Origin of the sequence: Alistipes sp. dk3624 (assembly GCF_009557455.1) — a bacterium.
In the GTDB taxonomy this organism is placed as follows: Bacteria; Bacteroidota; Bacteroidia; order Bacteroidales; family Rikenellaceae; genus Alistipes_A; species Alistipes_A hominis.
Window position 1 is genome coordinate 1,351,041 of the sequence record NZ_CP045651.1, and the last position, 26,675, is coordinate 1,377,715.

General features: G+C 52.8%; 18 protein-coding genes, 1 tRNA gene, 1 pseudogene and 1 riboswitch. Of the genes and pseudogenes, 14 read left to right on the top strand and 6 right to left on the bottom strand.

Annotated elements, in window-relative coordinates; genetic code table 11:
- The first annotated feature begins 78 nt into the window (after positions 1-78).
- Entirely contained in the window at positions 79-1,152 is a 1,074-nt protein-coding gene (locus GFH31_RS05755; RefSeq protein ID WP_153498317.1) for a substrate-binding domain-containing protein, read from the top strand.
- Between the two features lie 546 nt (positions 1,153-1,698).
- On the opposite strand, the gene GFH31_RS05760 is transcribed toward GFH31_RS05755, so the two are convergent.
- Positions 1,699-2,628, bottom strand: a complete 930-nt coding sequence (locus tag GFH31_RS05760) for a helix-turn-helix transcriptional regulator (protein ID WP_228385810.1) — start codon at positions 2,626-2,628, stop codon at positions 1,699-1,701.
- Between the two features lie 311 nt (positions 2,629-2,939).
- On the opposite strand from GFH31_RS05760, the gene bioA reads away from it, so the two are divergent.
- The 7 genes and pseudogenes from bioA to GFH31_RS05795 all read left to right on the top strand — a co-directional run.
- Positions 2,940-4,232, top strand: a complete 1,293-nt coding sequence (bioA, locus tag GFH31_RS05765; RefSeq protein ID WP_055205830.1) for an adenosylmethionine--8-amino-7-oxononanoate transaminase — start codon at positions 2,940-2,942, stop codon at positions 4,230-4,232.
- 57 nt (positions 4,233-4,289) lie between these two features.
- Positions 4,290-5,063 (top strand): radical SAM protein, encoded by a 774-nt coding sequence (locus GFH31_RS05770; protein ID WP_101572254.1) that lies wholly within the window; start codon positions 4,290-4,292, stop codon positions 5,061-5,063.
- Between the two features lie 27 nt (positions 5,064-5,090).
- A complete protein-coding gene (locus tag GFH31_RS05775; RefSeq protein WP_118456883.1) occupies positions 5,091-6,248 on the top strand; it encodes a glycosyltransferase family 87 protein in 1,158 nt (385 codons plus the stop codon).
- A gap of 33 nt (positions 6,249-6,281) precedes the next feature.
- A protein-coding gene (gene prfB, locus GFH31_RS05780; RefSeq protein ID WP_409049060.1) for a peptide chain release factor 2 occupies positions 6,282-7,371 on the top strand; the annotation gives its coding sequence in 2 pieces (ribosomal slippage) (positions 6,282-6,335 and positions 6,337-7,371; 1,089 coding nt in all).
- Positions 7,372-7,633: 262 nt separating this feature from the next.
- The gene (locus GFH31_RS05785) at positions 7,634-9,448 is read left to right on the top strand and encodes a CotH kinase family protein (RefSeq protein WP_153498318.1); all 1,815 of its coding nucleotides are present in this window, start codon (positions 7,634-7,636) and stop codon (positions 9,446-9,448) included.
- Between the two features lie 306 nt (positions 9,449-9,754).
- Positions 9,755-10,534 (top strand): hypothetical protein, encoded by a 780-nt coding sequence (locus GFH31_RS05790; RefSeq protein ID WP_145996531.1) that lies wholly within the window; start codon positions 9,755-9,757, stop codon positions 10,532-10,534.
- 645 nt (positions 10,535-11,179) lie between these two features.
- Positions 11,180-11,413, top strand: a pseudogene (locus tag GFH31_RS05795) (conjugal transfer protein TraG); the annotation flags it as partial.
- A gap of 41 nt (positions 11,414-11,454) precedes the next feature.
- Here GFH31_RS05795 and GFH31_RS05800 read toward each other — a convergent pair.
- From GFH31_RS05800 to GFH31_RS05815, 4 genes are all read right to left on the bottom strand, one after another.
- A complete protein-coding gene (locus tag GFH31_RS05800; RefSeq protein WP_153498319.1) occupies positions 11,455-12,537 on the bottom strand; it encodes a DUF6236 family protein in 1,083 nt (360 codons plus the stop codon).
- A 33-nt stretch (positions 12,538-12,570) separates the two neighbouring features.
- Positions 12,571-13,605, bottom strand: coding sequence for a YhcG family protein (locus tag GFH31_RS05805; RefSeq protein WP_153498320.1), 1,035 nt, complete (start codon positions 13,603-13,605; stop codon positions 12,571-12,573).
- A gap of 77 nt (positions 13,606-13,682) precedes the next feature.
- Positions 13,683-14,288 (bottom strand): RteC domain-containing protein, encoded by a 606-nt coding sequence (locus tag GFH31_RS05810; RefSeq protein ID WP_118656753.1) that lies wholly within the window; start codon positions 14,286-14,288, stop codon positions 13,683-13,685.
- Between the two features lie 758 nt (positions 14,289-15,046).
- Positions 15,047-15,135, bottom strand: a tRNA-Ser gene (locus GFH31_RS05815).
- 142 nt (positions 15,136-15,277) lie between these two features.
- A riboswitch (cobalamin riboswitch) is annotated at positions 15,278-15,492 on the top strand.
- Between the two features lie 145 nt (positions 15,493-15,637).
- On the opposite strand from GFH31_RS05815, the gene GFH31_RS05820 reads away from it, so the two are divergent.
- The 3 genes from GFH31_RS05820 to cobO all read left to right on the top strand — a co-directional run bounded on the left by GFH31_RS05820 (position 15,638) and on the right by cobO (position 19,440).
- Positions 15,638-17,644, top strand: coding sequence for a TonB-dependent receptor (locus GFH31_RS05820; RefSeq protein ID WP_101572420.1), 2,007 nt, complete (start codon positions 15,638-15,640; stop codon positions 17,642-17,644).
- Positions 17,641-18,810, top strand: coding sequence for a DUF5074 domain-containing protein (locus GFH31_RS05825; RefSeq protein ID WP_101572221.1), 1,170 nt, complete (start codon positions 17,641-17,643; stop codon positions 18,808-18,810). The genes GFH31_RS05820 and GFH31_RS05825 overlap by 4 nt, the downstream gene beginning before the upstream one ends.
- Before the next feature lie 111 nt (positions 18,811-18,921).
- Entirely contained in the window at positions 18,922-19,440 is a 519-nt protein-coding gene (gene cobO, locus GFH31_RS05830; RefSeq protein ID WP_101572219.1) for a cob(I)yrinic acid a,c-diamide adenosyltransferase, read from the top strand.
- A 77-nt stretch (positions 19,441-19,517) separates the two neighbouring features.
- Here the strand turns inward: cobO and GFH31_RS05835 are convergent, their stop codons facing one another.
- Positions 19,518-21,347 (bottom strand): ABC transporter ATP-binding protein, encoded by a 1,830-nt coding sequence (locus GFH31_RS05835; protein ID WP_101572217.1) that lies wholly within the window; start codon positions 21,345-21,347, stop codon positions 19,518-19,520.
- Between the two features lie 222 nt (positions 21,348-21,569).
- Here GFH31_RS05835 and trpS point away from each other — a divergent pair, with 222 nt between their 5' ends.
- The 3 genes from trpS to GFH31_RS05850 all read left to right on the top strand — a co-directional run bounded on the left by trpS (position 21,570) and on the right by GFH31_RS05850 (position 26,581).
- On the top strand, positions 21,570-22,559 hold the full coding sequence (gene trpS / locus GFH31_RS05840; RefSeq protein WP_055205763.1) for a tryptophan--tRNA ligase: 990 nt from the start codon (positions 21,570-21,572) through the stop codon (positions 22,557-22,559).
- 29 nt (positions 22,560-22,588) lie between these two features.
- On the top strand, positions 22,589-24,376 hold the full coding sequence (locus GFH31_RS05845; protein WP_101572215.1) for a chloride channel protein: 1,788 nt from the start codon (positions 22,589-22,591) through the stop codon (positions 24,374-24,376).
- A gap of 252 nt (positions 24,377-24,628) precedes the next feature.
- Complete coding sequence (locus GFH31_RS05850) at positions 24,629-26,581, top strand: fibronectin type III domain-containing protein (RefSeq protein ID WP_153498321.1); 1,953 nt, start codon at positions 24,629-24,631, stop codon at positions 26,579-26,581.
- Positions 26,582-26,675 lie beyond the last annotated feature (94 nt).

Consider the following 26,675-nt stretch of genomic DNA (forward strand, 5'->3'; position numbering starts at 1 on the left):
TACCGGGAGTTTTGCTACCGGTACGGACATCCGACGACCGGCCGCAAACCACGGCAAACAGACAAAACACGACAAGGCATGAGCAAACCGGATAAAAAAGTTACGATAAAAGACGTCGCCCAGCTCGCGGGAGTTTCGAAAGGCACCGTAGACCGGGTGATCCACAACCGCGGCGAAGTGTCGGCCGAAAGTTTCCGGAAAGTACAGGAAGTGGTGCGGAAAATCGACTACAAACCGAACGCGTACGCCTCGCTGCTCGCCTCCCGGCGTCATTACCGGATCACCTGCCTGATGCCCGACTTCGAAGGAGGAGACTTCTGGGAGATCGCGCACCGGGGCGTCCTGCGAGCTTATGAAGAGTGCCGCGATTTCAATATCGGAGTGCAGGTAGTACGTTACGACCAGTTTCGAGTCGAATCGTTCCGGCAGGCTTGCAGCGACACGCTGGCCGACCTGCCGGACGCCGTGCTGATCGTCCCGATGTTCCGCGAAGCCGCGACGGAGTTCGTTACGGAGTTGGCCGGGAAAAAAGTGCCGTTCGTTTTCATCGAATCGAAACTGCCCGGCACGCCCTACCTGGCCTATTACGGGATGCCGGTCTTCGAAAGCGGCTACCTGGGAGCGAGCCTGCTGTTGCGGAATTCGGCCCCGGCGGAGGTCGCCTGTTTCCGGTTCCACCGCAGCGGAGACGCGCTCAGCAACACGGCATCGATCCGCCAGGACGGTTTCCTGCATTTCATAAAACAGGAAAAGCAGGCATGCCGGCTATGGGTCGACTACTTGTATCCGTCCGACTGTGCGCAAAATACCGAAATCCTCGACCGTTTTTTCGAAGCGCATCCCGACATCCGGCACATCATCATCTTCAACTCGCGCGCCTACATCGTAGCCGAATACCTGCAGGCGCACGGCATGGGCTATCGCATCCTGCTCGGTTTCGACCCGCTGGAGCGGAATGTGAAGTGCATGAAATCGGGCTACCTCGACTATATCATCGCCCAAAAATGCGAAACCCAGGCCTACCGGGGCGTCAGAGCGCTGTGCAACCTGTTCGTTTTCAAAACCACGCCGGCCAGTGCCGACAACTACATGTCGATGGACATCCTGACCGCCGAAAACGTGAACTACTACATCGACCTGCCCAACGAATAACGCACGGCATCCGGCTCCGCTTCTATCCGCAGGAGCGGGCCGATTCCGCGACGGCCGTTGGCAGCAAGAACGGCTTCCCGACCGACGATCCGCTCCGGAACACCCGTTCGGTAAGCGTCTCTTTACCATATACTTATCACATCTGCCGCAAATGAAGAAATCGTCTCCGCCGGGGTATAAAAATATCGGCAGCTTCGTTCGGAAGCTGCCGATATTCATAAAAGGTTAGTTAGCTTTGATCAATTAGGTAGTGTAAATGTAAGAACTATTTTTCAATTCCCCAAATTTTTAATATACTTTTTCGTCGCCAACAGAAATAAAGTATGCGGCAAAACCGGAAAACCCGGTCGCCGCATACCCGATAAAAAACCGAACGAAGGAGGTACTCTATTCCAAAACTTCGCTTTTTTTTATAATTTCTTTTATAACTTCTTACTAAAAATAGATTCTTGAATCAATATATAAATACCTGCCATTCAATACGACTTATAAATCTTCACAACCATTCATACGCTCCGTTCGCCCGGTGTCCATACGATATTCAGATCAAAGCTGAGGAACAGCCGGAGTGCCGTGTGGAACGAAACCTTTGGTTTCCGACGCGACCCCGGAATCGCTCTGTGCATGGCGATGGCGGTAGTTCGCAGGCGTGAAACCGTATTCTTTTTTGAATAGTTTGATAAAGTGGGACGTATTCGGAAAGTTACATTCGTTTCCTATTTCGGAGATCGACTTGTTGGTCGATATCAGCAGCAGCCGCGAATGCATCAGGCGCTGGCGGATGAACCATTTGTGAGGCGGTTCGTAAAAATGCTTCCGGAACTCTTTCTTGAACGAAGTGAGGCTGCGGTTGCACTTTTCGGCCAGCTCTTCGACTGAAATATCGGAGAAGATATAATCCTGGATCGTCTGCTCGAAACTCTCTTTCATCAGGTCCATATTGCTCAGGATCTTGCTCTTCAGGCAACATTCCTTTTGCGTGAGGATCAGATAGACCAGTTCGGTGATTTTGATCATTTCCGCCGTCGTATCCTGACTGAACAAGTCGTCCTTAAGGTACTGGCTGACCGTTCCGAAGAAATTCTTGATGGCGCTCGTCGCAGGGTAGCTTACATGCGTCTGTTGCTCGCAATCGGGACAGCTGTGATCGTTGGTTATGTGCAGTTGATAAACCACGCTCAGGTTATTCAACACTTTGGAAAGTTGAGCGGAAGTATAATAAAACACGATCTGCTCGAAATTCTTACCGGCCTCCGGAATGTCCTCCGTGTAATGACTGCCGGTTCCCATATAGAATAATGTTCCCTGAGGTATTTCGTGGCACAAATCGCCGTAGTAAATGCATTTCTTCCCGCGCACTACGTAACCGATGCTGTGACGGGCATAATTGTTTGCCTGAATTCCACTGCGGTTGGGTTGCACATACCTTACAATCATAGGCTGCTGTGCCGGAATCGGAGAAGATAAACGTGCCATAATTCAATAATTTTAAAAGTTAACGATTCGATAAATATTTTGATTTGCCTATATATAATCAGCACTACATCTATTTCACATTACAAATATACAAGATAAAATTTAAAATGCAATGGATTATTCTAATTTTTCCAATATTTTTTCATATTTTTTCTCATGGCCCTATGTACAAACCCCTTTGAAGCGTATCATACATAACGGCTCCGGCCGCATTCGATACAATCTTTCCTTCAAACGTCCGGCGCTGCCACAAACTCTTCCGCAAAAAGTCTGTTAAATTTACTATTTTTACAACAAAGATGGGCTTTAAGATGAAAGACAGAGAGACAAAAGAGATACTCGACTACGACAGAACGCACCTGTGGCATCCGTACACGTCGATGAAACAGCCGTTGAGCGTTTTCCACGCCGTCCGGGCCGACGGAGTGCACATCGAACTTTCGGACGGACGGCGGATCGTGGACGGCATGTCGTCCTGGTGGTCGGTGATCCACGGATACAATAATCCGAAACTGAACGAAGCCGTCGAGGCGCAGCTTCAGCACATGGCTCACGTCATGTTCGGCGGACTGACGCACACTCCCGCCGTCGAACTGGCCCGCAAGCTGGTAAGCCTGACCCCCGACGGGCTGGAGAAGATTTTCTACTGCGACAGCGGGTCGGTGGCCGTCGAGGTCGCCGTGAAAATGGCGATGCAGTACATGTATGCGCAGGGCACGCCGCGCAAAAATACGCTGGCGACGATCCGCAGCGGCTATCACGGCGACACGTGGCACGCCATGTCGGTATGCGATCCGGTCACCGGAATGCATTCGGTCTTTACCGGACGGCTGCCGGTACAATTTTTCGCGCCGCAACCGGCTGTCCGGTTCGGAGAGGAGTGGGACGACCGCGATTTCGCGCCGATGGCCGAAATCATCGAACAGCATCACGAAGAGTTGGCCGCCGTGATCGTCGAACCGATCGTGCAGGGAGCCGGCGGCATGTGGTTCTACCACCCCGAATACCTGCGCCGGTTGCGGGAAATGTGCACGCGGTACGACATCCTGCTGATCGCCGACGAGATCGCCACCGGCTTCGGCCGCACCGGACGGATGTTCGCATCGGAATGGGCCGGTATCGCGCCCGACATCCTGTGCGTGGGCAAAGCGCTGACCGGAGGTTACATGAGTTTTGCCGCCGTGCTGACGACCGAACGGGTCGCCGACGTCATCTCTTCGGGCAATCCGCCGGAATTCATGCACGGGCCGACGTTTATGGGCAATCCGCTCGCCTGCGCCGTAGCGAACGCATCGCTGGACATCCTGATAAACAACTCCCCGTTGCAACGGATCGCCGAAATCGAAAATCTGCTCCGCGCGCAACTGGCTCCGGCTGCCGGCATGAAACAGGTGACCGACGTGCGCGTCCTCGGCGCGATCGGAGTGCTCGAACTCCGCAAACCGGTCGATATGGCGACGATGCAGCGCCGGTTCGTCGAAGAGGGCGTCTGGATCCGGCCGTTCGGCAGGTTGGCATACGTCATGCCGCCATATATAATAAAGGACCACGACCTGGAGAAACTGACCCGCGCGCTGATCGAAGTGGTCGGCGAAACCGATTAGCCGATTGCACGATCCGGATTCATTTCGTATCTTTGGCCGGATAAAAGACCAGACGCCATGAGCACTTCGCTGTACGATCAAGTGATTTTCGGCCCTGTACACAGTCGCAGGCTCGGCTTGTCGCTGGGGGTCAACCTGTTGCCGCTCGACAACAAACTGTGCAGTTTCGACTGCATTTACTGCGAATGCGGATGGGCCGGCCGCGGTGCGAAACCTCGTTTCAACGACCGTGCGACCGTACGCGAACTACTGCGGGCCAAACTGCTCGAAATGACCGGAGCGGGAACTCCGCCCGACGTCATCACCTTCGCAGGCAACGGCGAACCCACGATGCATCCCGAGTTCGGCGCCATCATCGACGATACGATCGCCGCGCGCGACGAACTCTGCCCGAAAGCCAAAATATCGGTGCTCAGCAACGCTACGATGATCGGGCGGGAAGAGGTGCGCGAAGCCCTGCTGAAGGTGGACAACAACATCCTGAAACTCGATTCGGCATTCGACGCCACGGTGCGGCAGATCGATCTTCCGCGCGGGGACTATTCGGTAGCCCGCACGGTCGAGAACATGAAACGCTTCGACGGACGGCTGATTATCCAGACGATGTTCCTGCGCGGCGAGTACGGCGGGCGGACGGTGGACAACACCACCGAAGAAGAAGTATCGGCCTGGCTGGCACGAATCGCCGAAATCGCTCCGCGTCAGGTAATGGTCTACACGATCGACCGGGATACCCCGGCCGAGAACCTTCGCAAAGTATCCGTTCCCGAACTCCGGGCGATCGCCGCGCGCGTCGAAGCGCTCGGTATCCCATGCTCGGTCGCCGGCTGATTTTCCCACGAAACCCAAACCAACGCCATGTCCCGATTTACCGAAAACATCAGTCGTTTTTTTCTGAACCGCCGCAATATCTTCATCCTCGGCTTTGTACTGACTTTCGTACTGACGCTGCTGGAAGTGTCGCACGGCAAACAATACAACTTTTTTACGTTCCAGAACGGCACGTTCGATTTCTGGAAAGGGGAAGACCCTTACGGCGTCGAAAAGTACGACTTCCTGTACGGCCCACTGTTCGCAATCCTGTTCGCGCCGTTCGCCTACCTCGGCATGACGGTCGGCCCGTTCGTATGGAACCTGTTCAACTTCTCGATGTTCTTCTGCGCCATTTTCACGCTGCCCCGGCTTACGGAGAATCAGAAATGCCAGACTTACCTCTACACGGCGATGATCCTCGCGACGACGCAGATGTCGATGCAGTTCAACCCGGTAGTAGCCTACCTGTTCCTGTTCGCCTTCACGCTGCTGGAGCGCGGGAAACCTTTCTGGGCGATCACGCTGATCCTGATCTCCGGGTTCTGCAAGATATACGGCATTTTCGAACTGGCGCTGTTGCTGTGCTACCCGAAGTTCTGGCGTAACATCCTGTTCACGGTCGCGCTGGCGGCGGTTTTCGTCTTCCTGCCGTTGGTCAGCATCGAGCCGTCGGGCCTGATGCCGTTCTACGCCCGCTGGGCCGAGGTGCTGGCGCTGCATGTCGATCAGTTCCAGTTTTACGCGCTGTTCAACCTTTACCCGATCCACGACCTGCTGACCCCGGTCATGACCTACGTACAGATGGGATCGATCGCCCTGCTGGCCGTCCTGTTCGTAGTGAATCGCAAACAGTTCGACCGGTTCGACTTCCGGGCCGGCTCGCTCGGCATCCTGATGGGCTGGGTGATCCTGTTCAGCCTCTCGACCGAAAAACACACTTATGTCATCGCTTTGGCAGGCTATCTGCTCTGGTATTGGGTACAGGCCCGCAAAACCCGGCTCGATAGGACGCTCTTCTGGGCGAACTTCGTCTTGTTGGTCGCCGTACCGGTCGATCTGGTCTGCCCGACGCCGGTCATGCGGTTCCTGTGCGACACGCTGCAACTGAACATCTACTGCTTCACGTTCACCTGGCTGCGGATGATCTACCTGACGTTCCTGAAACCGATGGCCTGTCCGAAAACGATCGAGGCGGAAGTTTAACTCTTTTCGAATTTACACCTTAAATATTATAGTATGATAACCACGGAACAAATTAAAGAGCTTATAAGACGACAGGATTCGTTGAGGAGGCATCTTTGACGTCGATAACCGACGCATCGAATTAGAAGAAGAGGAGAGCCGCACGCAGGCTCCCGATTTCTGGGACGATCCCGAAAAGGCCGAGAAACAACTGAAAAAGGTCGCCGGGATCAAATACTGGATCACGGCCTACGACGAAATCGCGTCGGCCGCGGACGATCTGTCGCTGATGCCCGATTTCGTCCGGGAAGGGCTTACCTCCGCCGAAGAGCTGGACGCCCATTACCGGGCGACGCTCGAAAAGATCGAAGCGCTCGAAATGCGCAACATGCTCGGCGGCGAGGAGGATCACCTGGGCGCGATCATGGAAATCAACTCCGGGGCCGGAGGCACCGAGAGCCTCGATTGGGCGGCCATGCTGCTGCGCATGTACACCCGCTGGGGCGAAGCGAACGGATACCAGGTAAAAATCGTCGACCTGCAGGAAGGCGATGAAGTGGGCGTCAAATCGGCGACGCTGGAATTTGTCGGCGAGTTCGCCTACGGCTACCTAAAAAGCGAAAACGGAGTCCACCGGCTGGTACGCCTGTCGCCGTTCAACGCCAACAACAAGCGGCAGACGACTTTCGCGTCGGTGTTCGTTTCGCCGGCGGTAGACGACACGATCGAAATCGTCGTCAACCCGGCCGACATCGAATGGGACACCTACCGCAGCGGCGGCAAGGGCGGCCAGAACGTCAACAAGGTCGAAACGGGCGTACGCCTGCGTCACCTGCCGTCGGGCATCGTGGTCGAGAACACCGAAACCCGCTCGCAGATCATGAACAAAGAGAACGCGCTGCGCATCCTGAAGTCCAAACTCTACCAGCGCGAGCTGGAAAAACGGATGGAATTGCAGAACGAACTGGAAGGACAGAAGAAAAAGATCGAATGGGGTTCGCAGATCCGCAGCTATACGCTCCATCCCTACAAGCTGGTAAAAGACCACCGCACCGGACAGGAAACCTCCGACACGCAAGCCGTGCTGGACGGCGACCTGAACGAGTTTATCAAAGCGTTCCTGATGAGCAACGGAGTTTCCTGACCGATACGCGTACGAACGCAACCGACGAACTTTCCGGAATTTCCCCGTACGGGGAAATTCCGGAAAGTTTTTTCACGACACGGTTTTTCGTATCTTCCCGGCACGCCTCTGCGAACCAAGCCGGCCGCACATTGCGTATTTATCCGGCAACCGATTGCATTTTCGAATTTTATCGTTAAATTAGCGAACGGCGTTCTATAAAAACGCCACTTACCGTCCGGCGACACCCGGACATCCGAATCCACCTAAAACTTTACCGTTTATGAAAAAACAGCTACTCCTTTTCGCCACATGCGTCGCGCTGCTGTCAGGCTGCAAAGACAACGACGAAAACGGCCGGCCCGACTCGCCGGCCACCCAACCGGCGATTACCGCCTTCGTATTCGAAGCCGCCCGGAATCCGCAAACGCTGATCATGGACATCAAATGCGCGATCGACGGGAACGAAATTTCGGGGCTGATCCCCTACGCGACCGACCTCGACAAGCTCGTTCCGTCCTTCAAAGGCCGGTTCGCTCAGATCTCGGTAAACCATACGGTTCAGCAATCGGGCGTTTCGGAAAACGATTTCACGAAAGAGGTCGTCTATACGGTCATGGATAGCATCGGACAAACGGTCGACTATAAAGTCAACATATCCTGTTTCGAAGGGGCGGAGTCCGGCCCGGCGATCACGTCGTTCGTTTTCGAAGCGGCCAAAAACCCGCTGTACCTACTGTCGGATGTCGAATGCACGATCGACGGAACATCGATTTCGGGCCTGATACCCTACGTGACGGACATCGACAAACTCGTTCCGACCTTCTTGGGCCGTTTCGACCGGATCTCCGTCGGCAAGGTTTCGCAGCAGTCGGGCGTCACGGCGAACGACTTCACGAAAGAGGTCGTCTATACGGTTACGGACAGCAAGGGAACGTCCGCCGAATACAAAGTCAACCTGTTCAATTTCACCGGTCTGCCGGTCGTTACGGTCGAAACCGACCAGCGTGCGGCAATCACGTCGAAAGAGAACTACGTCAACGGAACGCTGACGATTAGCAAAACCGCCGATTTCAAAGCCGGATACGAAGGCGCCATGCGTATCCGGGGCCGGGGCAACGCCACGTTCGGGTATCCGAAAAAGCCGTACAAGATCAAGCTGGACGAAAAATCCGAGATTCTGGGTATGCCGTCCGACAAAGAGTGGGTATTGCTGGCCAACTACTGCGACAAATCGCTGCTGCGCACCAGCATCGCATTCAAATTGAGCGAGCTGATGTCGATGCCGTGGACGCCCCGCACCGAATTCGTGGAACTGTTCCTGAACGGGCGTTACGAGGGCAACTACCTGCTCGGCGAACACGTGAAAGTTTCCAAAAACCGGCTGAACGCCGATGACGACGGCTACCTGATCGAACGGGACGGCTATTACCAGCAGGAACCGTTGTACTTTATGACCGACCGCGGCAACCCGTTCACGTTCAAGCATCCCGATACGGACGACATCACGCAGCAACAGGTCGCCTACATCAAAGATTACGTCAATAAATTCGAATATGTGCTCTATTCGCAGAATTTCATGGACCCGGAAGAGGGATACCGCAAATACATCGACGTAGACAGTTGGGTGAACTGGTACTTGGTACAGGAAACCCTGTGCAACAAAGATACGAACTACTACTTCTTCAAAAAGAACGCGCAGCCGGACACCAAACTCGGCATGTCGCCGGTCTGGGACTTCGAGTGGTCGCTCGGCATCGGCTGGAACTACACCGAACCGGCCCGCCACGACGTCCTGGTACAACGTTCGCTCTATTTCGACCGGCTGATGCAGGATCCCTACTTCGCAGGACTGGTCAAAGAGCGCTGGAAAACGCTTAAAAGCGAATACCTGCCGCAGCTCTACGCCTACATCAACGAGACGGCTCAGAAGATCTCCGTATCGCAACGGGCCAACTTCACGAAGTGGAACATCCTCAACACGCCGGTCAGCGTCGAAGTCATCACGCTGGGAACCTGGGAAAACGAAGTGCAGTACGCCAAGGACTTCCTAACCCGCCGCGTGCAGTGGCTGGACTCGGCGATTCCGACCTGGTAAGTATTTTCCGGCCAATTACGCAAAAGGCACCAGGGTTCCGTAAACGACATTTCGCATTCTTACCAATATTCGCAAGGTTCGGGAAACGTCTATCTCGTGGCAACCAAGATGGCGAATTCGGGAGGACATGCAGCCCCGGCGGTCAAAGCCGACATTAATTGGGTTTACATAAAAGATACCCAAAATACAAACGACGGAACTCCTATCATGGTTCACAGAAAAGAGGTCACCGACGTTTTCGAAGCCAACAGCGTACGAGCGTACGGTAGGGTACGATCCGAAAGTCGAAATTAAAACACTGCTTTTATGAAACGCCTAACGATACTCGCCCTATTTCTGTTCCCGTCGGTAGTTTGTGCACAGCAGCGAACGGCAGCGATATCCCCGGAATCTTTTGAGAAAAGAGCCGAATTCAGTGCCGCTGCATTCGATATCGTCTGGGCCCGGCCCAGGCATATGATCGATTTGGATACGCTGGCGGGACAGTGGATCCGAAGAGGACACCGCTCGGGAACTGCATATGCTCCCGTACTCGAATCCGAGAACGGGGAGTTCATTTTGATGTACCTGAGCTTTTTAATTTACAGAACCGAGGGCGAGATCGAGATAGACCAAACCATGAGAAAGTTAGAAAAGTCGCCGCCAACGAACGAGCTGCTCACGAACGACAACTATCCCCGCCTCTTGATAACCGGCGAATTGAAAGCGGCCTACGGCTATACGGAAGGCTTTTTCAACCCGGTGGAAGGGAAAGTGTTCACCCGGGAAGATTTCGAAACCTACGTAACGATCGTTTCGGGCGGCAAAGCCCGGAGGTGGTTCAATGCCGACTCGGTGTTCCTGTACACCCTGCCGGTGGACGATCCGTTCAAAAAGGGCTACACGCATTGCACGGGTATGATCGTCTCTAAAAAAGGCAGGGCCAGCATAGGACTGAAGCTCTGGTTCACCAACGCAGGAAAGAAAAAAGAGCAACAATATCTCCGTTCGCTCCGCTGGAAGATACGGTACCGCAACGACGACTGGAAATACGACCGGGAAGTATTCGAACGTGCAGTCAGGAACCGCGAAGGAGACCGAAAATAGACGGCCTATCCGCCTTAAGGAATAAAACGGCGGCAGGTCTGCCTCCCCCGGCCGATTTCAACATAGACGGAAGCACTTACATGTCGGCATATAAGCGCTTCCGTCTACGACTGTTACGATTTACAACGCAAAAAGCGGGAAAATTCCTGAACGGAATCATAAAAAACATCCGCACGATCGACCGGATCATGCGGAGTCTCTGTTTATCGATAAATCATACTGCGGAGAGATAGGGTTATGAACCAACACCCCACAGATCCCTTATTATCAAGGTGATAATTATTTCAAAAAGTACGTTTGTAACGAATTAGTAACGGTATCTTGTCTGTCATAGTCGCCTAATGGCTTCTTCTTGTCTGCCCGTTTTTTCATCACGTTACAAAGATAACAAAAATATTTGATTGACACATATTCTTCTCATTCAAAAAAGATTTTTTATAGTATTCTATGAATATCTTCTCTCATTATGGGGGATATATCCAATGCTTCCAAGTCTAACTGTCTAAGCCATGTCAAGCTTTCACTTGGAGACATATGCGTATTCGTAATATATTTCTCAGATAGGGTTATTACTGTATTACGACTTAAACCTAAAGCTAATAATGATAAATGTGTTTTGATTGGTACATTAAAGTATATAGATGCGTTTTTCATTGCGAAATCGTCGAGGATGCCGAAAAGGTGAAGCAGGAGGAGAAAGCCTACAAGAAGATTCCCATCATTACCGATTTTACGGACGAGGAGGGCAACGACCGCATGAAAGAGATGATACAGGAAAACTACAATCGCATCAAAGCCGACGTGCGGCAAATCGTCGCCGACGAACTGGAACGCATCAAGAGCGATCCGGCGCTGGCGCACCTGTTACAACAGACGTAATTTATAAAAGAATCCTCGCTGCTAACTCAGCGAGGATTCTTTTATATTCCGTTATTCATTGATAGTAAATACGAATATGGACTATTTCTCAAAACGTCTTGTTTATCTATATTATAGGAAATTAATGTAGATATGACAGAAATGCCTGCACCTGCTAATAATGCAGAGGGGATAGATATTCCCAACAAAGCTGCAGGTATAGTAGTTGCACCTGTTGAGAAAAACGATATTTTCATAAGATTATTGACAAACGTTTTTATACCTGCTCCATTCAGAGACTTTTTTAGATTATTATATCCCGGCAAAAATTGATTTACATATATATCACTGACTTGTTGCCGTATCTGTTCTATTGTTGCATCGACTGGAATATTTCTGGTAAGACTTTCGATATTCATTCTAAACAATCCTAATTCATCTTGATGTTGTCTTTTAAATTTAATAATATCATCAATCGAAACCTCATCCGATATAGTTATTCCATTAAAGGATAAATCCATAAGAATACCTTGAGCTAATTGATGCCCTCTATTACGAATATGACGATCTCTCCACTGATAATCCCAATGATTGTATATTGCTACTTGGTTATCAAGCCTTGCTAAATTACTAAAATTAGAGGTGTGAGTATTGTCTGTTAGAGGTGCAATGCTATGCTGCTCGCATAGTCGATTTGTGAGTAATGTCATATAAAAATTGGCAAAACCTCCACTTACATGAAGCCAACCATCTTTATCCATATACTCTCGTAGTTGATACCATATTTCATGAGCCATTTTCTCCGGATGAATTCGATGAATTTCTCGAATTTCTCTCGGCAATTTTTGGAGATGCATTGCAATTCCATTTTCGGGATGAGTCAAAACTTGGTATCCCTCATTACTATTTAAGTAATTTAATACATCATTCGTTAATCCCTCTATTAAATCCATGTCGGAATTAACGAAAAGAGGTTTTATCACCCCTTCATCTGCTAAAAATTGGGTGGTACATTGTTTATATGGATGGTCTATTGATGATGGTACAATAGTATTAATTTCATCCCAATACAAGATAGCTGTTTTAAGCCATGCCTCATTGGAAATATCAATTGTAGGATAATAAAGTGCACGAGTAAATGCCATGATAAATATTATTTAATATGTTATAATCCGATTTTAGTGTTGTAACCGATAGAACTCCTTTTGCCGTTCGATCTCCTCGCGTAGCTCCTCTTCGGTCGGCATATAGAGCATGTATTTCGAGGCGAACAGCCGGTCGTTGTCGTGCAACACGGAATAGCGTGCGATGTCCTCATCCGTTTCCGAGCAGAGAACGATGCCGATGGTCGGGTTGTCGCCCTCGCCGCGCACCCGTTCGTCGTACATCCGCACATACATATCCATCTGTCCTACGTCTTGGTGCGTGATGGTCGTCGTCTTGAGGTCGATCAGTACGAACGATTTGAGTATGTAGTTGTAGAAAACGAGGTCGATGAAGTAGTCTTTCTTTTCGGTGCGGACTAATTTCTGCCGTGCGACGAACGAGAAGCCCTTACCCAATTCGAGCAGGAATTTTTGCAGATTGCCGATGATGGCTCCCTCCAGCTCCGTTTCCGAAAAGTCGCTGTTGGGCGTAAGGCCTATGAACTCCGCGACGGTCGGGTTCTTGATGAACTCCATCCGGTCATGCTCGAACGGTTTTGTCAGCGTCCGCATTTCGGCTGTTACGTTTTCCTTATGCTGCGAGAGCAGCAACCGCTCGTAATACTGCGACCCTATATTGCGGTCGAGCGTGCGGTAGCTCCACATCTGTTCGGCGGCCTCTTTCAGATACCATGCGCGGGCATCGGCATTGGAAACGCTCAACAGACGCTTGTAATGTGACCACGTCAAAATTCCCCACGCTGTGGGGAGTTTTTCGGGAAAGGCAAGATAGAACTGACGGAAATAGTACAACGTGTTGACGGAAAACCCCTTGCCGAACTCTGCCGTAAGCTCTTTCGACAGGGATTTTAACAACTGCGAGCCGTAATCCGCGCGGTCTTTTCCCTGCTGTTCCTGCTCCACGATCCGCTTGCCCATCTGCCAATAAGCCTCGACCATCGCCGAGTTGATCGCGGCGTATGCCTTTTGGCGGGCATTGGTTACGATCCGCTTGATCTCTTGTATGAAATCAGGGGTATATAAAGCGGTAATATCGTCTTTTTTCATTGTTGCCGAATGATTTTACGACAAAAATACATAAATTAACGGAAGAACGCCGTATGTTCTCCCGTTTATCGGTAAGGTTACCGCCTCGCCCGTTCTTTCTCCTCATCGCGCTGCATGCGCAGGTTCAGCCGCTCACGCAGCTTGTCGAGGAAATAGGTGCGGCTCTCGCTCTTGCAGCGTTTGATGTCCGTATAGGCGTTATAGCAATGGCTGTCCTTTATTTCCAGCCCGAATATCTGACCGAAAAACGCAGCCAGCTCCTTGATGTCGTTCTCTCCGTCGTTGATACAGCCGATCTCGTCGAACGCATAGATGATCTCCACCAACTCGACGAGACTACCCGTCCAGCGGAAAGGCGTGTCCGGAATATCGGATTTTTGCGCCGACAGCGGAGGCGTCTGGGTTTGGAGGTATCGAAACATCCGACGCACGAACGTCAGGGCTTTGCGGATAGGAATTGTATGGGAAGATTCCGCCTTGTGAATCTCGTGCAGACAGCCCAGTTCCTTTTCGATATAGGCGAGCGTGAAGATAAGGTGATGCCGCTGGGATGGCGGAGCGCAGCATACGGTGCAAACCTCTTTGATGAACTCGTTATATACCGACGGCGTTATGGTGCGGGCGTCGGCTCCGTCATTGATCAGACGGAAAAATTCGTTTTTTGTAAGTATGAGGAAATCCATTCAGTTTCTGTTTTTCGGGTTGTTGTACTCCGTGACTAATTACGTGTTGCGCACGCTTCACATAAGAACAACCCCCTTTCCTGTGGAATGGATCGTATCGGATTGATAATTTATAAGTTATTGGATTGATTTTCGTATGACGAGCCGTTTCCACCCCGCAAGGGTCATAGGGTCATCCCTGCGATTGCGTATGCGAAAATACTATTATACCCCCTGCGGCTTGCAGCCGCAGGGGGTACAACGAAAACGGATAGCCCTGCCGCAGAGCGGCTATTCTTTCACGGGCCGGACGGAGAAGCCCCAGCTTTTCCCACTTGAAGGGCTCGGGCTGATTCCATTTTTGCTTATCATGAACTGACGCCCAGAATGGGTCGCAGTCGCTTGTCCCGTCCAGTAACCGTATGTATATCCGTCGTAATATATTACGTGGCCATCCGTATAGTACCGTATTCCTTGGCCTGGAATAAAGATCGTGCTTCGCCGTTGAGTGATACACGCTTGCGCGGCGAGAGTTTCGACGTCCGCCCCGTTCGAGAATAACAAGAGAGCGGAGCGGCCGGGCATCCGTTTCCGTTGTACCCCCTGCGGCTGCAAGCCGCAGGGGGTATAATAGTATTTTCGCATACGCAATCGCAGAGACGGCCCTATGACCCCTCATTTGTGTCCTTAACGGAGAAAAAAGAAAACACCCAAACTTACATTTTAGGGTGTAAATCTGGGTGCTATCCTTGTAATTCGCTGACAATCAGCCTTGTTTGCGGAGAGTTAGGGATTCGAACCCCAGGAACCACATAAGCGGTTCAACAGATTTCGAGTCTGCCCCGATCGACCACTCCGGCAACTCTCCTATTGCGGATGCAAAGATAATACTTTCCGGGATATATTTTCCATCCCGGACGTATTTTTTTGAAAAACACTCCGACGGCACACCGTCCAAACGTCCGGACGCACATTTTTTTACGATCCGGCAGCATCGTCCCGAAAAAAAACTATCTTTGCCGTGCAAAGGTTTCCGCATCGCGCTTTCGACCGCGATCAGGGAATTAAAAGGGAATGCCGTGCGAATCGGCAACAGTCCCCGCTGCTGTAAGTTTCAGTTCCGAAAGGAATAAAATGTTTCGACACTCTTGGCCACTGACATCGAGTCGGGAAGGCGCCGAAACGGAAACGAGTCAGAAGACCTACCTTTGCTTTACGGATTTTACAGCCTGCGGTGAACAGACGAAAATCGACGGAATTTCCGGCTGACCTATTTGCGCACGATGCCGCCCGCTGTAAAACCGAATTGGATTTTTTAACGATCAACGAGCGGCATGGAACGTATTCCTCCCATTTATCTCTTCCTGTTTATGTGTTGCCTGACACCGGCGGCGCTTTATTCGCAGAACGGCTCCGACAGCCTGACACGCAAAGCGTATCCGGACAGCCTACGCCATTACAGCATCGACGAGGTGACCGTATACGGACAGAACCAACCGTCCCGGATTATCCCCGCCCAGGAACTCTCCGGCAAAGAACTGCAGCGACTCAACGCCCTGTCGGTCGCCGATGCGGTACGCTATTTTTCCGGGGTGCAGATCAAGGATTACGGCGGAATCGGAGGACTCAAAACCATCAATATCCGTAGCATGGGCACCCAGCACGTCGGCGTTTTCTTCGACGGCATCCAACTCGGCAACGCACAGAACGGGCAGATCGACCTGGGACGCTTTTCGCTGGACAACATGGAATCCATTTCGCTGTACAACGGGCAGAAAAGCGCGGTATTCCAGCCGGCTAAAGATTTCGCATCGGCCGGTTCGATTTACATGCAGACGCGAACGCCCCGTTTCGACCGAGACGGAAAAAACAACCATTTCGGCGTGTCGATGAAAACCGGCTCTTTCGGCACGGCCAACCCGTCGATCCTGTGGGAACACCGGTTCAACGACCGGCTCAGCAGTTCGTTCAACGTCGAATACCTGTACACCACGGGCCGCTACAAGTTCAGCTACACGAAAAAAAACGGATACGACACGACTGAAGTGCGCCGCAACGGCGACGTGCGCGCCCTACGGGCCGAAGGCGGCCTTTTCGGCCTGGTACGCAACGGCGAATGGAAAGCGAAAGTCTACTTTTACAACTCGGAACGGGGCTACCCGGGCGCTTCGGTGCGACAGGAACCCGGACGGTTCCGGCACGAAGACCGGCAGTGGGACGACAACTTTTTCGTACAGGGTTCTTTCCGGAAAACCTTCAGTCCGTTTTACAGTCTGTTGCTGAACGGCAAGTACGCCTACGATTACCTGCACTACCTGTCCGATCCGCGCCTCGACGAGAGCACGATGTATGTCAACAACCACTACTACCAGCAGGAGACGTATTTCTCGGCAGCCAACGAATTTACGTTTTTCAAATGGTGGAAAGCCAACCTCGCCGCCGATTTCCAATGGAACACGCTGGACGCCGACTTGGTCGATTTCGTCTATCCGCAGCGCTATTCGGTACTGACGGCCGCGGCGACCTCGTTCGAATTTTCCCGGGTCAAAGTGCAGGCAAGCCTGCTGCACACTTATGTCCACGACCGGACGAAAGCCGTCGGGGGAAGCGCCGGCGACAAAAGCGAATTCACGCCCACCTTCGTAGTCTGGTACAAACCGTGGAGTCGGCCGGAGCTGAGTTTCCGCGCATTCTACAAACGGATTTTCCGGATGCCTACGCTGAACGACCTGTACTACACGTTCATCGGCAACAAATACCTGAACCCGGAATACACCACCCAATACAACCTCGGCGTCACCTATGCGAAAAATTTCGACGGCGTCCTACGGCGGATCGACTTCCAGGCGGACGCCTACTACAACGAAGTGGACGACAAGATCGTCGCCATGCCCACCAGCAACCAGTTCCAGTGGACGATGATCAACCTCGGTCGCGTGGAAATACGAGGGATCGAAACGACCGTGCAGACCGACTGGCTGTTCGGTCCGGTAACCTTCAACGCCCGGCTGAACTACACTTACCAGAAAGCCCAGGATGTCACCGACCGGACGAGCGAATGGTACGGCGGCCAAATCCCCTATATCCCGTGGCACAGCGGTTCCGCCGTACTGAATCTCGGCTACCGGGGATGGGATCTGAATTACAGTTTCCTTTACACCGGAGAACGCTACGAATCCGTCGCGAACATCCCCGAAAACTACGCGCGGCCGTGGTACACGCACGACATGGCGCTCTCGAAATACATCCCGTTCAAAAAAACGGCGCTGCGCATCACCGCCGAAGTGAACAACATCTTCAACCAGCAATACGAAGTCGTACAATGTTACCCGATGCCGGGCACGAATTTTAAAATCAAAATAAACTTTACGTTATGAAAAAACATTTGACAAAATCACTGCTGCTTTTGCTGCTCAGCGCAGCCGTCTGCAGCCTCAACTCCTGCCGGAAAGAAGAAACGGGCACCCCTTCGTCCGGTTCGGGCGGCGGAGAGGGAGAGACCGCCGGTACGGTGAAAGGATTCTTCCTGCTGAACGAAGGCAATCAAGGCAGCAACAAGGCCTCGCTCGACTATTTCGACTACGAAACAGGCGTCTACACAAAAAACATCTACCCCGAACGGAACCCGGGCGTAGTCAAGGAATTGGGCGACCTGGGCAACGACCTGCAGGTTTACGGCGAAAAACTGTATGCCGTGATCGGCGGTTCGGGACTGGTCGAAGTAATGGATGTCAACACGGCCAAGCACGTGGGGCAGATCTCCGTTCCGAGCGGCCGCCGACTCGCATTCAAAGATCAGTACGTCTACATCAGCTCCTACGCAGGCCCGCTTAATTTCGATCCGAACGCCCGGAAGGGTTACGTGGCCCGGGTCGACACGGCGCAACTCGGGAAAGTCGATACCTGCGTGGTCGGCTATCAGCCCGAAGACATCGTCGTCTCCGGCAACAAACTTTACGTTGCCAACTCCGGCGGATACCGGGCTCCGGTCTACGACAGCACGGTTTCGGTGATCGACCTGAGCACATTCAAGGAGATTTACAAAATCAACGTAGCGATCAACATACAGAAGATGAGGCTCGACCGTTCGGGCAACCTCTGGGTGTCGACCCCGGGGAACTACTACGACATCCCGTCGCGGACTTTCGTGATCGACACGAAAACGGACAAAGTGACCGACACGCTCGAAGTGCCGAACGCCAACATGGCCCTGCGCGGCGACTCGCTGCTACTGTACAGCGCCACCTGGGACATGACCACCGGAAAAAGCGCCTATTCGTTCACTTTCATAGACACCCGGACGAAAAAAGACGCCGGGCAGAATTTCATCAAGGACGGAACGGATAAAAATTATACCGCAGCCTATGAAATCGCGGTCAACCCGGACAACGGAGACTTTTTCGTCACCGATGCGAAAGACTATATAACGCCCGGAAAGATCTATTGCTACGGTTCCGACGGACGCACCAAATGGTCGGCCACCACGGGCGACATTCCGGGGCACATCGCATTCACGCATAAAAAGCTGCAACCGCTGAAATAACGGCTCCCGCCGCAAAACGACAAGCTCCGGAACCTCCGTTCCGGGGCTTTTTTCCGTACCGTCCGCCGCTTTTCCCGCAATAAACCGTATTTTTGTAAAAACACGACGATCATGGGCAACAAAGGATACATCCATGTGTACACCGGGGACGGGAAAGGAAAAACGACGGCCGCTTTCGGGCTCGCGGTACGGGCGCTCTGCGCCGGAAAAAGCGTCTACGTCGGACAGTTCGTCAAAAGCATGGCCTATCACGAAACGAAAATAGCGGAAATGTTCGACAAACTCCGGATCGAGCAACTGGGTCGCGGCTGTTTTATTCGCGAGGAGCCGGAACAGACCGATATCCGGATGGCCCGCGAAGGACTGGACAAATGCGCCGCGCTGATGGCCGGCGGCGACTACGACGTAGTGATACTCGACGAACTGACCATCGCCCTGCACTACGGATTGCTGACCGTCCGGGAAGTGCTCGAAGCGTTGGACCGCCGCCATCCGTCCGCCGAGATCGTCATCACGGGCCGTTACGCCCCGCAGGAACTGATCGACCGGGCCGACCTGGTAACCGAAATGCGCGAAATAAAACACTATTACCGGCAGGGCGTACGCTCGCGCGACGGGATCGACAAATAGCGACTCCGCACGCACGGAAAAACGATTTTCAAATTGAAAACAACGCGGCAACCCGTAAGCGAAGCCGCGCGGGAATTTTACTCCTCGACCTGCTGCATCTCGATCAGCCGGGCATAGATGCCGTGCCGTTCCATCAGTTGTTGGTGAGTCCCCTGTTCGGCGATCCGGCCCTTTTCGATCACGATGATCCGGTCGGCGTTGTGGATCGTGCTCAGACGGTGGGCGATCACCAGCGAAGTGCGCCCTTTCAGTAAGGCGTTCAAAGCCTCCTGCACCAGTTTTTCGGACTCGGTATCCAATGCCGAGGTCGCTTCGTCGAGAATCAGTATTTCCGGATTTTTCAACACGGCCCGCGCGATGCTCAACCGCTGGCGCTGGCCGCCGGAAAGCTTCATGCCCCGGTCGCCGATGTTGGTCTGATAGCCGTGCTCGGTCTCCATGATGAAATTATGCGCATTGGCCACGACGGCCGCCTGGCGGATCTCTTCGTCGGTGGCGTCCTGCTTGCCGAGCCGCAGGTTGTTGGCGATCGTATCGTTGAACAGGATGGTCTCCTGCGACACGACGCCCATATACTCCCGCAAACTTTCGATGTCGTACTGACGAATATCCACCCCGTCGATCAGGATCGCGCCGCCCTGTATGTCGTAAAAGCGCGGGATCAGATCCGAAAGCGTCGATTTGCCTCCGCCGGACGGACCGACCAGCGCAACGGTCTCCCCTTTCCGTATTTTGAAGTTAACGCCGCAAATTACCTCCTTATTATCGTAGGAAAAACGCACGTCGCGGAACTCGATTTCGTCGTGCAGTCCGGTCATCCGGACTGCATCGGGCGCATTGGTGATCTTGCTTTTCTCATCGAGCAGCGCCAGCACGCGCTCCCCGGCCGCAATCCCCTGGTTGATGTTGGCGAACGAATCGGTAAACGAACGCAACGGCCGGGTGATCTGCGTAAAGATCGACAGGTAGGCGACGAACGCGCTCGCCTCCAGATCGCCCGACAACACCAGGCTGCCGCCGTAGACCATCAACACCGCCGCCGCGGAAATCCCGAGAAACTCGCTCGTCGGCGACGCCAATTGCTGCCGCCGCGCCATGCTCAGCGAGATCCGCGAGAAAAGACCGTTGATATCGTGAAACTTATTGCGGATATAGTCGGTCGCATTGTACCCTTTGAGGATTTTGATCCCGGTCAGCGATTCGTCCATCAGGCTGACCATATCGGCAAAACGTTCCTGCGCAGCCGTAGCCGACTTGCGCAGCCGCTTGACGATCGAACCGATCACCAGCGCCACGACCGGCAGGAAAATCACCGAAAAAATCGTCAGCTTCCACGAAATCATCACCAACGCGATCAGGAAACCGACGATCATGAACGGATCGCGGAACGCAACCAGCAGCGTATTGGTGATGCAGAACTGCACGACCTGCACATCGGACGAAATTTTCGAAATGATGTCCCCCTTGCGCTCGTTGTTGAAATAACCGACATGCAACCCCATCACGTTATCGTACACCCGGTTGCGGAGCCGCTGCAACGAACGCACGCGCATGGTCTCCATCACGCGCTGTCCGAGATAACGGAACAGGTTGCTCAGAAACGACATCAGGATGATGAATACGCTGAGGAAAATCAGCACGTCCATTTTCGAATAATCGGTTCCGAAGACACGGTATATCAAAAAGTTGACGAGGCTCCTGAAATAATCCGTATTCAACGCGAACGACGGCAGCGCGGTCACCGGCTCGAGCAGTTGGTCCTCAACGAACAACGTGTTGAGCAACGGCATGATCAGCATGAAGGTGAACGTATAGAATATCGTGTAAAAAAGCGTGTAGAAAAAATAAGGGATCGCGTACTTTTCGATGGGTTTCGCAAAGCCGAGCAGCCGCCAATAGGTATTCATTCGCTGGATTTCATTAGATTACTTCGGACAAAAGTAATCCATTTTCCGATATATCCTTTATCTATTTTGCCGGAAAGCTGCCTGTTTTAGGGTAAAATTCGTAAATTTGTCTGCTGAAATCTCCGGGATTCACCGATTCCCGGCATGTCGAATCCGGACAACACATTCGCATTCAACCGAATCTGTTGTCGATAAACGGCGCGTTGCGCCAAACGTTTAATTATGGAAACTGTTGTCAGTGGAATACGGTCTACCGGAAACTTGCACCTCGGAAACTATTTCGGGGCGCTCAGGAACTTTGTCAAAATGCAGCACACGGAACGGTGCTTTTTCTTCATCGCCGACTACCATTCGCTGACGACGCATCCGGATCCCAACATGCTGCACGTCAACGTCAAGAACGTGCTGTCGGAATACCTTGCCGCAGGGCTCGATCCGGAGGCTGCCACGATCTACGTGCAGAGCGACGTTCCCGAAGTAGCCGAACTGTCGCTGCTGCTGAGTATGCACGCCTATGTCGGCGAGCTGGAACGCACCGCTTCGTTCAAAGACAAGATCCGCAAGCACGCCGACAACGTCAACATCGGTCTGCTGAGTTACCCGGTATTGATGGCCGCCGACATCCTGCAGCATCGCGCCACCCGCGTACCGGTAGGCAAGGATCAGGAGCAACACCTCGAACTGACACGCCGGTTTGCACGCCGGTTCAACCAGCTTTACCAGGTCGAATTTTTCCCGGAATGCCAGCCTTACACGTTCGGCGGCAACCTGGTAAAAATCCCCGGACTGGACGGAAACGGCAAAATGGGCAAATCGGAGGGCAACGGTATTTTCCTATCCGACACGGACGAGGCGATTCGTAAAAAAGTAATGAAAGCCGTGACCGATTCGGGCCCGACCGCGCCGGACAGTCCGATGCCGGAGGTGATCGCCAACCTGTTCACGCTGCTGAAAGCCGTTTCGACCGAAGATACGGTACGGCATTTCACCGACCTGTGGAACCGCTGCGAGATCCGCTACGGCGACCTGAAAAAACAGCTCGCCGAAGACATGATCAAGGTCGTGGCCCCGATCCGCACCCGCATCCAAGACATTATCGGCGACGACGCCTACTTGAGCCGGGTCGTCAAACAGGGCGCCGAAAAGGCCCGCGAAAGTTCGAGCCGGACGCTGTCGGACGTTCGCCGGATCATGGGTATCAAACCGTTCTAAACCGCAATCCCTTAAACTCTGCGACGGCCATGCCTAAGCTGAGAAACAAAATAGCGCTGCTGTACCGCTACCTGATCATCGCTACCAAGCGGCTGACCGATAAACAGTTGATGATTCTGCTCGCGATCGTGGTCGGTCTGGCGGCGGGGTTTGCTACGTTCGTATTCGAACGGGCGCTGATGTTTTTCCGCTTCGTGCTGACCAGCTGGTTCGACATCGACACGGCCAGCGTTTTCTACCTGTTCTATCCGGTCATCGGAATCATCATCGCCACACTGTTCGTCAAGTACGTCGTGCGCGACAACATCAGCGAAGGAGTGACCCGCGTACTGTACGCGATGAGCAAAAAAGGGTCGCGCATCAAGCCGCACAACTGCTATTCGTCGATCGTCGCGAGTTCGGCGACGATCGGTTTCGGCGGTTCGGTCGGCCCGGAGGCGCCGATCGTACTGACCGGAGCGGCCGTCGGATCGAATATCGCCCGCTTCATGCGACTCAATTACAAGAACATCACGCTGCTGCTGAGTTGCGGCGCGGCGGCGGCCCTGTCGGCCGTATTCAAGGCGCCGATCACCGGAGTCGTCTTCGTGTTGGAGATACTGATGCTCGACATCACCGTCGCATCGATCATCCCGCTGCTGATTTCGGCCGTGACCGCCACGACGCTGATGTTTTTCCTGAACGGTTTCGATCCGGTTTTCAACCTCAATATCCTGCACTCGTTCGAACTGGAACACCTGCCGTACTACATCGTCCTGGGCCTGATATGCGGGCTGATGTCGTACTATTTCACACAGATCAACTCGAAAATCGGGCAATTGTTCGCCCGGATCAAAAGCATGTACCGCCGTTGGATCGCGGGCGGCCTGATCATCGGCGTCCTGATCTTCCTGTTTCCGCCGCTTTACGGCGAAGGGTACGAATCGCTGGCCGATCTGATGCACGGAAACGTCGATGCGCTGTTCAACAACTCGATGTTTTTCCAATACCGGGGCATCGGCTGGGTCGTCATGCTGTACCTGATCGCCACGCTGTTTTTCAAGGTGGTCGCGATGTCGGCCACCAACGGAGCCGGAGGGGTCGGCGGCTCGTTCGCCCCGTCGCTGTTCGTAGGCGCTTTCACCGGCGCGACGATGGTCTATGGGCTGAACTATTTTTTCGGACTCGAACTACCGATCATTCCGTTTACGCTGGTGGGCATGGCAGGAGTCATGTCGGGCGTAATGAACGCCCCGTTGACGTCGATCTTCTTGATCGCCGAACTGACCAACGGCTACGCGTTGTTCGTCCCGCTGATGCTGGTCGCCGCGCTCTCTTTCGCGCTGGACTACTACCTCGAACCCTATTCGATCTACACGAAAAAGCTGTCGCAAAGCGGCGAACTGCTGACCCACAACAAAGACCGTTCGGTACTGGTATTCCTCGATCTGCCCGCCTTGATGGAGACCGATTTCTACAAAATCTCGATGAACACGACGCTCGGCGACGTCGTGAACCTTATCTCTACCGTCCACCGGAACATTTTCCCGGTGGTCAGCAAAGACGGCACCCTGCTGGGCATCGTTCAACTGGACGACCTGCGGGCCGATATGTTCTCTCCGGAAAAATACGGGACGACGATCGACCGCTACATGATCGCGCCGCCCGACCTGATCTACCAGAACGAGCAGATCGGCAGCGTACTGGACGCTTTCGAAGATTCCAAAGCCTGGATGTTGCCGGTCGTTACGACCGATAAGAAATACCTCGGATTCATTTCCAAATCGCGCATTCTGGCCGCGTACCGCGAACAACTCCGCGCAATCAGCGAAGAATAACCCATCGGAAAACAAACAAAACCGATCCGTCCGCCTTACGGAAACGCCACGCGAACCGGCCCCGATCTAAATTAATCTCATTTTTTTACATTCTCTTGTTCGTTTTATTTTTTTTATTTAATTTGGTCCGAAAGAAAATTTTCATTAATTATGTCTATTATCAATAACTATTTTATAGTTCGTAAACAGCACGGAACGAACACATCGAAATAAAACCAATATCCTATTTTGTTTAACTAAAACACACTGATTATGAAAAATTACCTAAAACTGAGTGCATGGTTGTTTTTGATTCCGGCACTGATGTTTTCATCGTGCAAGGACGACGACAAATCGGACGGCGACCCGTTGCTGGCTCCGAGAAACCTTGTCGGACTGGCCGGCGACGGGCAGGTCATCCTGAACTGGGACGCTCCTTTGAGCGGCGAGGTGAAAGAGTACTCCGTAACCTGGACTCCGGGCAACGGCAGCGCTACGGTAAGCGGCATGGCATACACGGCGACCGGACTGACCAACGACACCGAATACACTTTTTCGGTGAAAGCCGTCTACGCGTCAGGATCGTCCGACGCCCTTACGGTCAAGAAAACGCCGAAAACCGAAGCGATCAACTACACAGCCTGCACGGACGTAGCAGCCCAGGCGGGCTATAAGGCGATCACGCTGACATGGGCCGTTCCGGAAATCGTTCCGAAAGCCGAATTGTCGGGTTATACGATTACCGTTGCGCCGGGTGAAATGGAACCGATCAAAGTTGCCGACCCACAAGCCGTTTCAGCGGTTATCGACGAATTGGCCAACGGCACCGAATACACCGTAACGATCATCGCAGACTACAAAGACGGCGGCATGTCGGCAGGCGTATCGGTCAAAGCGACTCCTACCGAACTGATCTCAAAAGTCGAATCGGACAATGTCTCCAAAATAAGCTTCGACAAAGAAAATGCAGCCATCGAACTGTATTATACCAGACCGGTGGATGTAAAGGCCATTCCGGTAACCTTCACGCTGATCGAAGGCGCAACGATAGATAACGAGAGCGGCGCCGTAAGCAAAACGCTGAATCTGAAGGATCCCGCCACGGTCGACGTCGTTATGAACGATTTCACGGTTCCGTATCAGGTAACCGCCGTAGTCGATACGCTCGTAAAATCGCTCCAGGCATCCTACGACGGCACGACGGTCAACGGAAAAGTCGATCAAGCGACCCGAAAGATCCTGATCGACTTCGGAACGACCCAGATCGACAAATCGGCCATCGAAGTAACGATCGACATCTCCGAAAACGCAACGTTGGTAAATCCGTCGGCATCGCCGGCCACGATGAATCTGTCGAGCGAAAACGTCACGATCAAACTGTCGGATAAATACGGAAACGAGGTATCCTACGGCGTAACCTGCCTGGGCGAGGAAATTCCCGTTGTGGAAGGATTCAACCCGAAGGACATTACCGGAAAAGACATTCCGGCCGATTGGGTACGTCTCAACCGGTTTAACGGCAAAGACATCTCCAAAAACATAGCCGTTTACCAGATCTCTTCGATCAAGGATCAAGTCATGGACGCGTATGTGGTCATGTGGAAAGACGGAGCTAACTTCTCCGTTCTGGCCAATCCCGAAGGAGCTACATTTGCCGATTACATGACGACTTACGGAGCCAGCAACCAGGTACTTATATCCGGAGCGACTAACGAATGGACAGCTATTCACGAAGGTACGACCATAATCCAAGGTAAACAAGGATCGATGTTCACGAAGGATGCAGGCAGCGGCAAATGGCATCAGAATACCGGCGAGTTTAAGGACGGAGTTCTGGTGAATGTAGATGCCGGTTCCACTCCTTGGGATGTGACCGAAGGTTTTGCCGGAGGCGGTTTCTACCTGAATCCAGCCGCCGATGCAGGTAACGGATATCATTACACTCCGGGAGACGCCACTCTGGCTTCGAGGTGTTTCTTCGGATGCAACCGCTCTGAATACCCGACGCTAGGCGAATCCTACGCAACGCTGGCCGCGTTCTTTATCTGCAAAGCCGGCGGCGAATCGAAAGGAATCGGACAGAACGATATTTGCGAACTGTTGATCGACGTCGGCATCACCTGCGGGTATCCGATGTGCGAAAACGACGCAATAGGCTTGTCCATCAACGGCAAAGAGGTATTCTCCGGCGCTCAGAAGCTGTATTATACGGTAGGTATCAACTAAGATCTTGCAATAGGATTGTATCCTCTGAAAAAAGCCCTGCACGGGACCGTGCAGGGCTTTTCCAATATGCGGATATCAGTAACAGGCCTTCTGA

Bases quoted from the DNA above. Each gene is read 5' to 3' on its own strand.
- GFH31_RS05755 (WP_153498317.1), top strand. From the start codon at position 79: ATGAGCAAACCGGATAAAAAAGTTACGATAAAAGACGTCGCCCAGCTC.
- GFH31_RS05760 (WP_228385810.1), bottom strand. From the start codon at position 2,628: ATGGCACGTTTATCTTCTCCGATTCCGGCACAGCAGCCTATGATTGTA.
- bioA (WP_055205830.1), top strand. From the start codon at position 2,940: ATGAAAGACAGAGAGACAAAAGAGATACTCGACTACGACAGAACGCAC.
- GFH31_RS05770 (WP_101572254.1), top strand. From the start codon at position 4,290: ATGAGCACTTCGCTGTACGATCAAGTGATTTTCGGCCCTGTACACAGT.
- GFH31_RS05775 (WP_118456883.1), top strand. From the start codon at position 5,091: ATGTCCCGATTTACCGAAAACATCAGTCGTTTTTTTCTGAACCGCCGC.
- GFH31_RS05785 (WP_153498318.1), top strand. From the start codon at position 7,634: ATGAAAAAACAGCTACTCCTTTTCGCCACATGCGTCGCGCTGCTGTCA.
- GFH31_RS05790 (WP_145996531.1), top strand. From the start codon at position 9,755: ATGAAACGCCTAACGATACTCGCCCTATTTCTGTTCCCGTCGGTAGTT.
- GFH31_RS05800 (WP_153498319.1), bottom strand. From the start codon at position 12,537: ATGGCATTTACTCGTGCACTTTATTATCCTACAATTGATATTTCCAAT.
- GFH31_RS05805 (WP_153498320.1), bottom strand. From the start codon at position 13,605: ATGAAAAAAGACGATATTACCGCTTTATATACCCCTGATTTCATACAA.
- GFH31_RS05810 (WP_118656753.1), bottom strand. From the start codon at position 14,288: ATGGATTTCCTCATACTTACAAAAAACGAATTTTTCCGTCTGATCAAT.
- GFH31_RS05820 (WP_101572420.1), top strand. From the start codon at position 15,638: ATGTGTTGCCTGACACCGGCGGCGCTTTATTCGCAGAACGGCTCCGAC.
- GFH31_RS05825 (WP_101572221.1), top strand. From the start codon at position 17,641: ATGAAAAAACATTTGACAAAATCACTGCTGCTTTTGCTGCTCAGCGCA.
- cobO (WP_101572219.1), top strand. From the start codon at position 18,922: ATGGGCAACAAAGGATACATCCATGTGTACACCGGGGACGGGAAAGGA.
- GFH31_RS05835 (WP_101572217.1), bottom strand. From the start codon at position 21,347: ATGAATACCTATTGGCGGCTGCTCGGCTTTGCGAAACCCATCGAAAAG.
- trpS (WP_055205763.1), top strand. From the start codon at position 21,570: ATGGAAACTGTTGTCAGTGGAATACGGTCTACCGGAAACTTGCACCTC.
- GFH31_RS05845 (WP_101572215.1), top strand. From the start codon at position 22,589: ATGCCTAAGCTGAGAAACAAAATAGCGCTGCTGTACCGCTACCTGATC.
- GFH31_RS05850 (WP_153498321.1), top strand. From the start codon at position 24,629: ATGAAAAATTACCTAAAACTGAGTGCATGGTTGTTTTTGATTCCGGCA.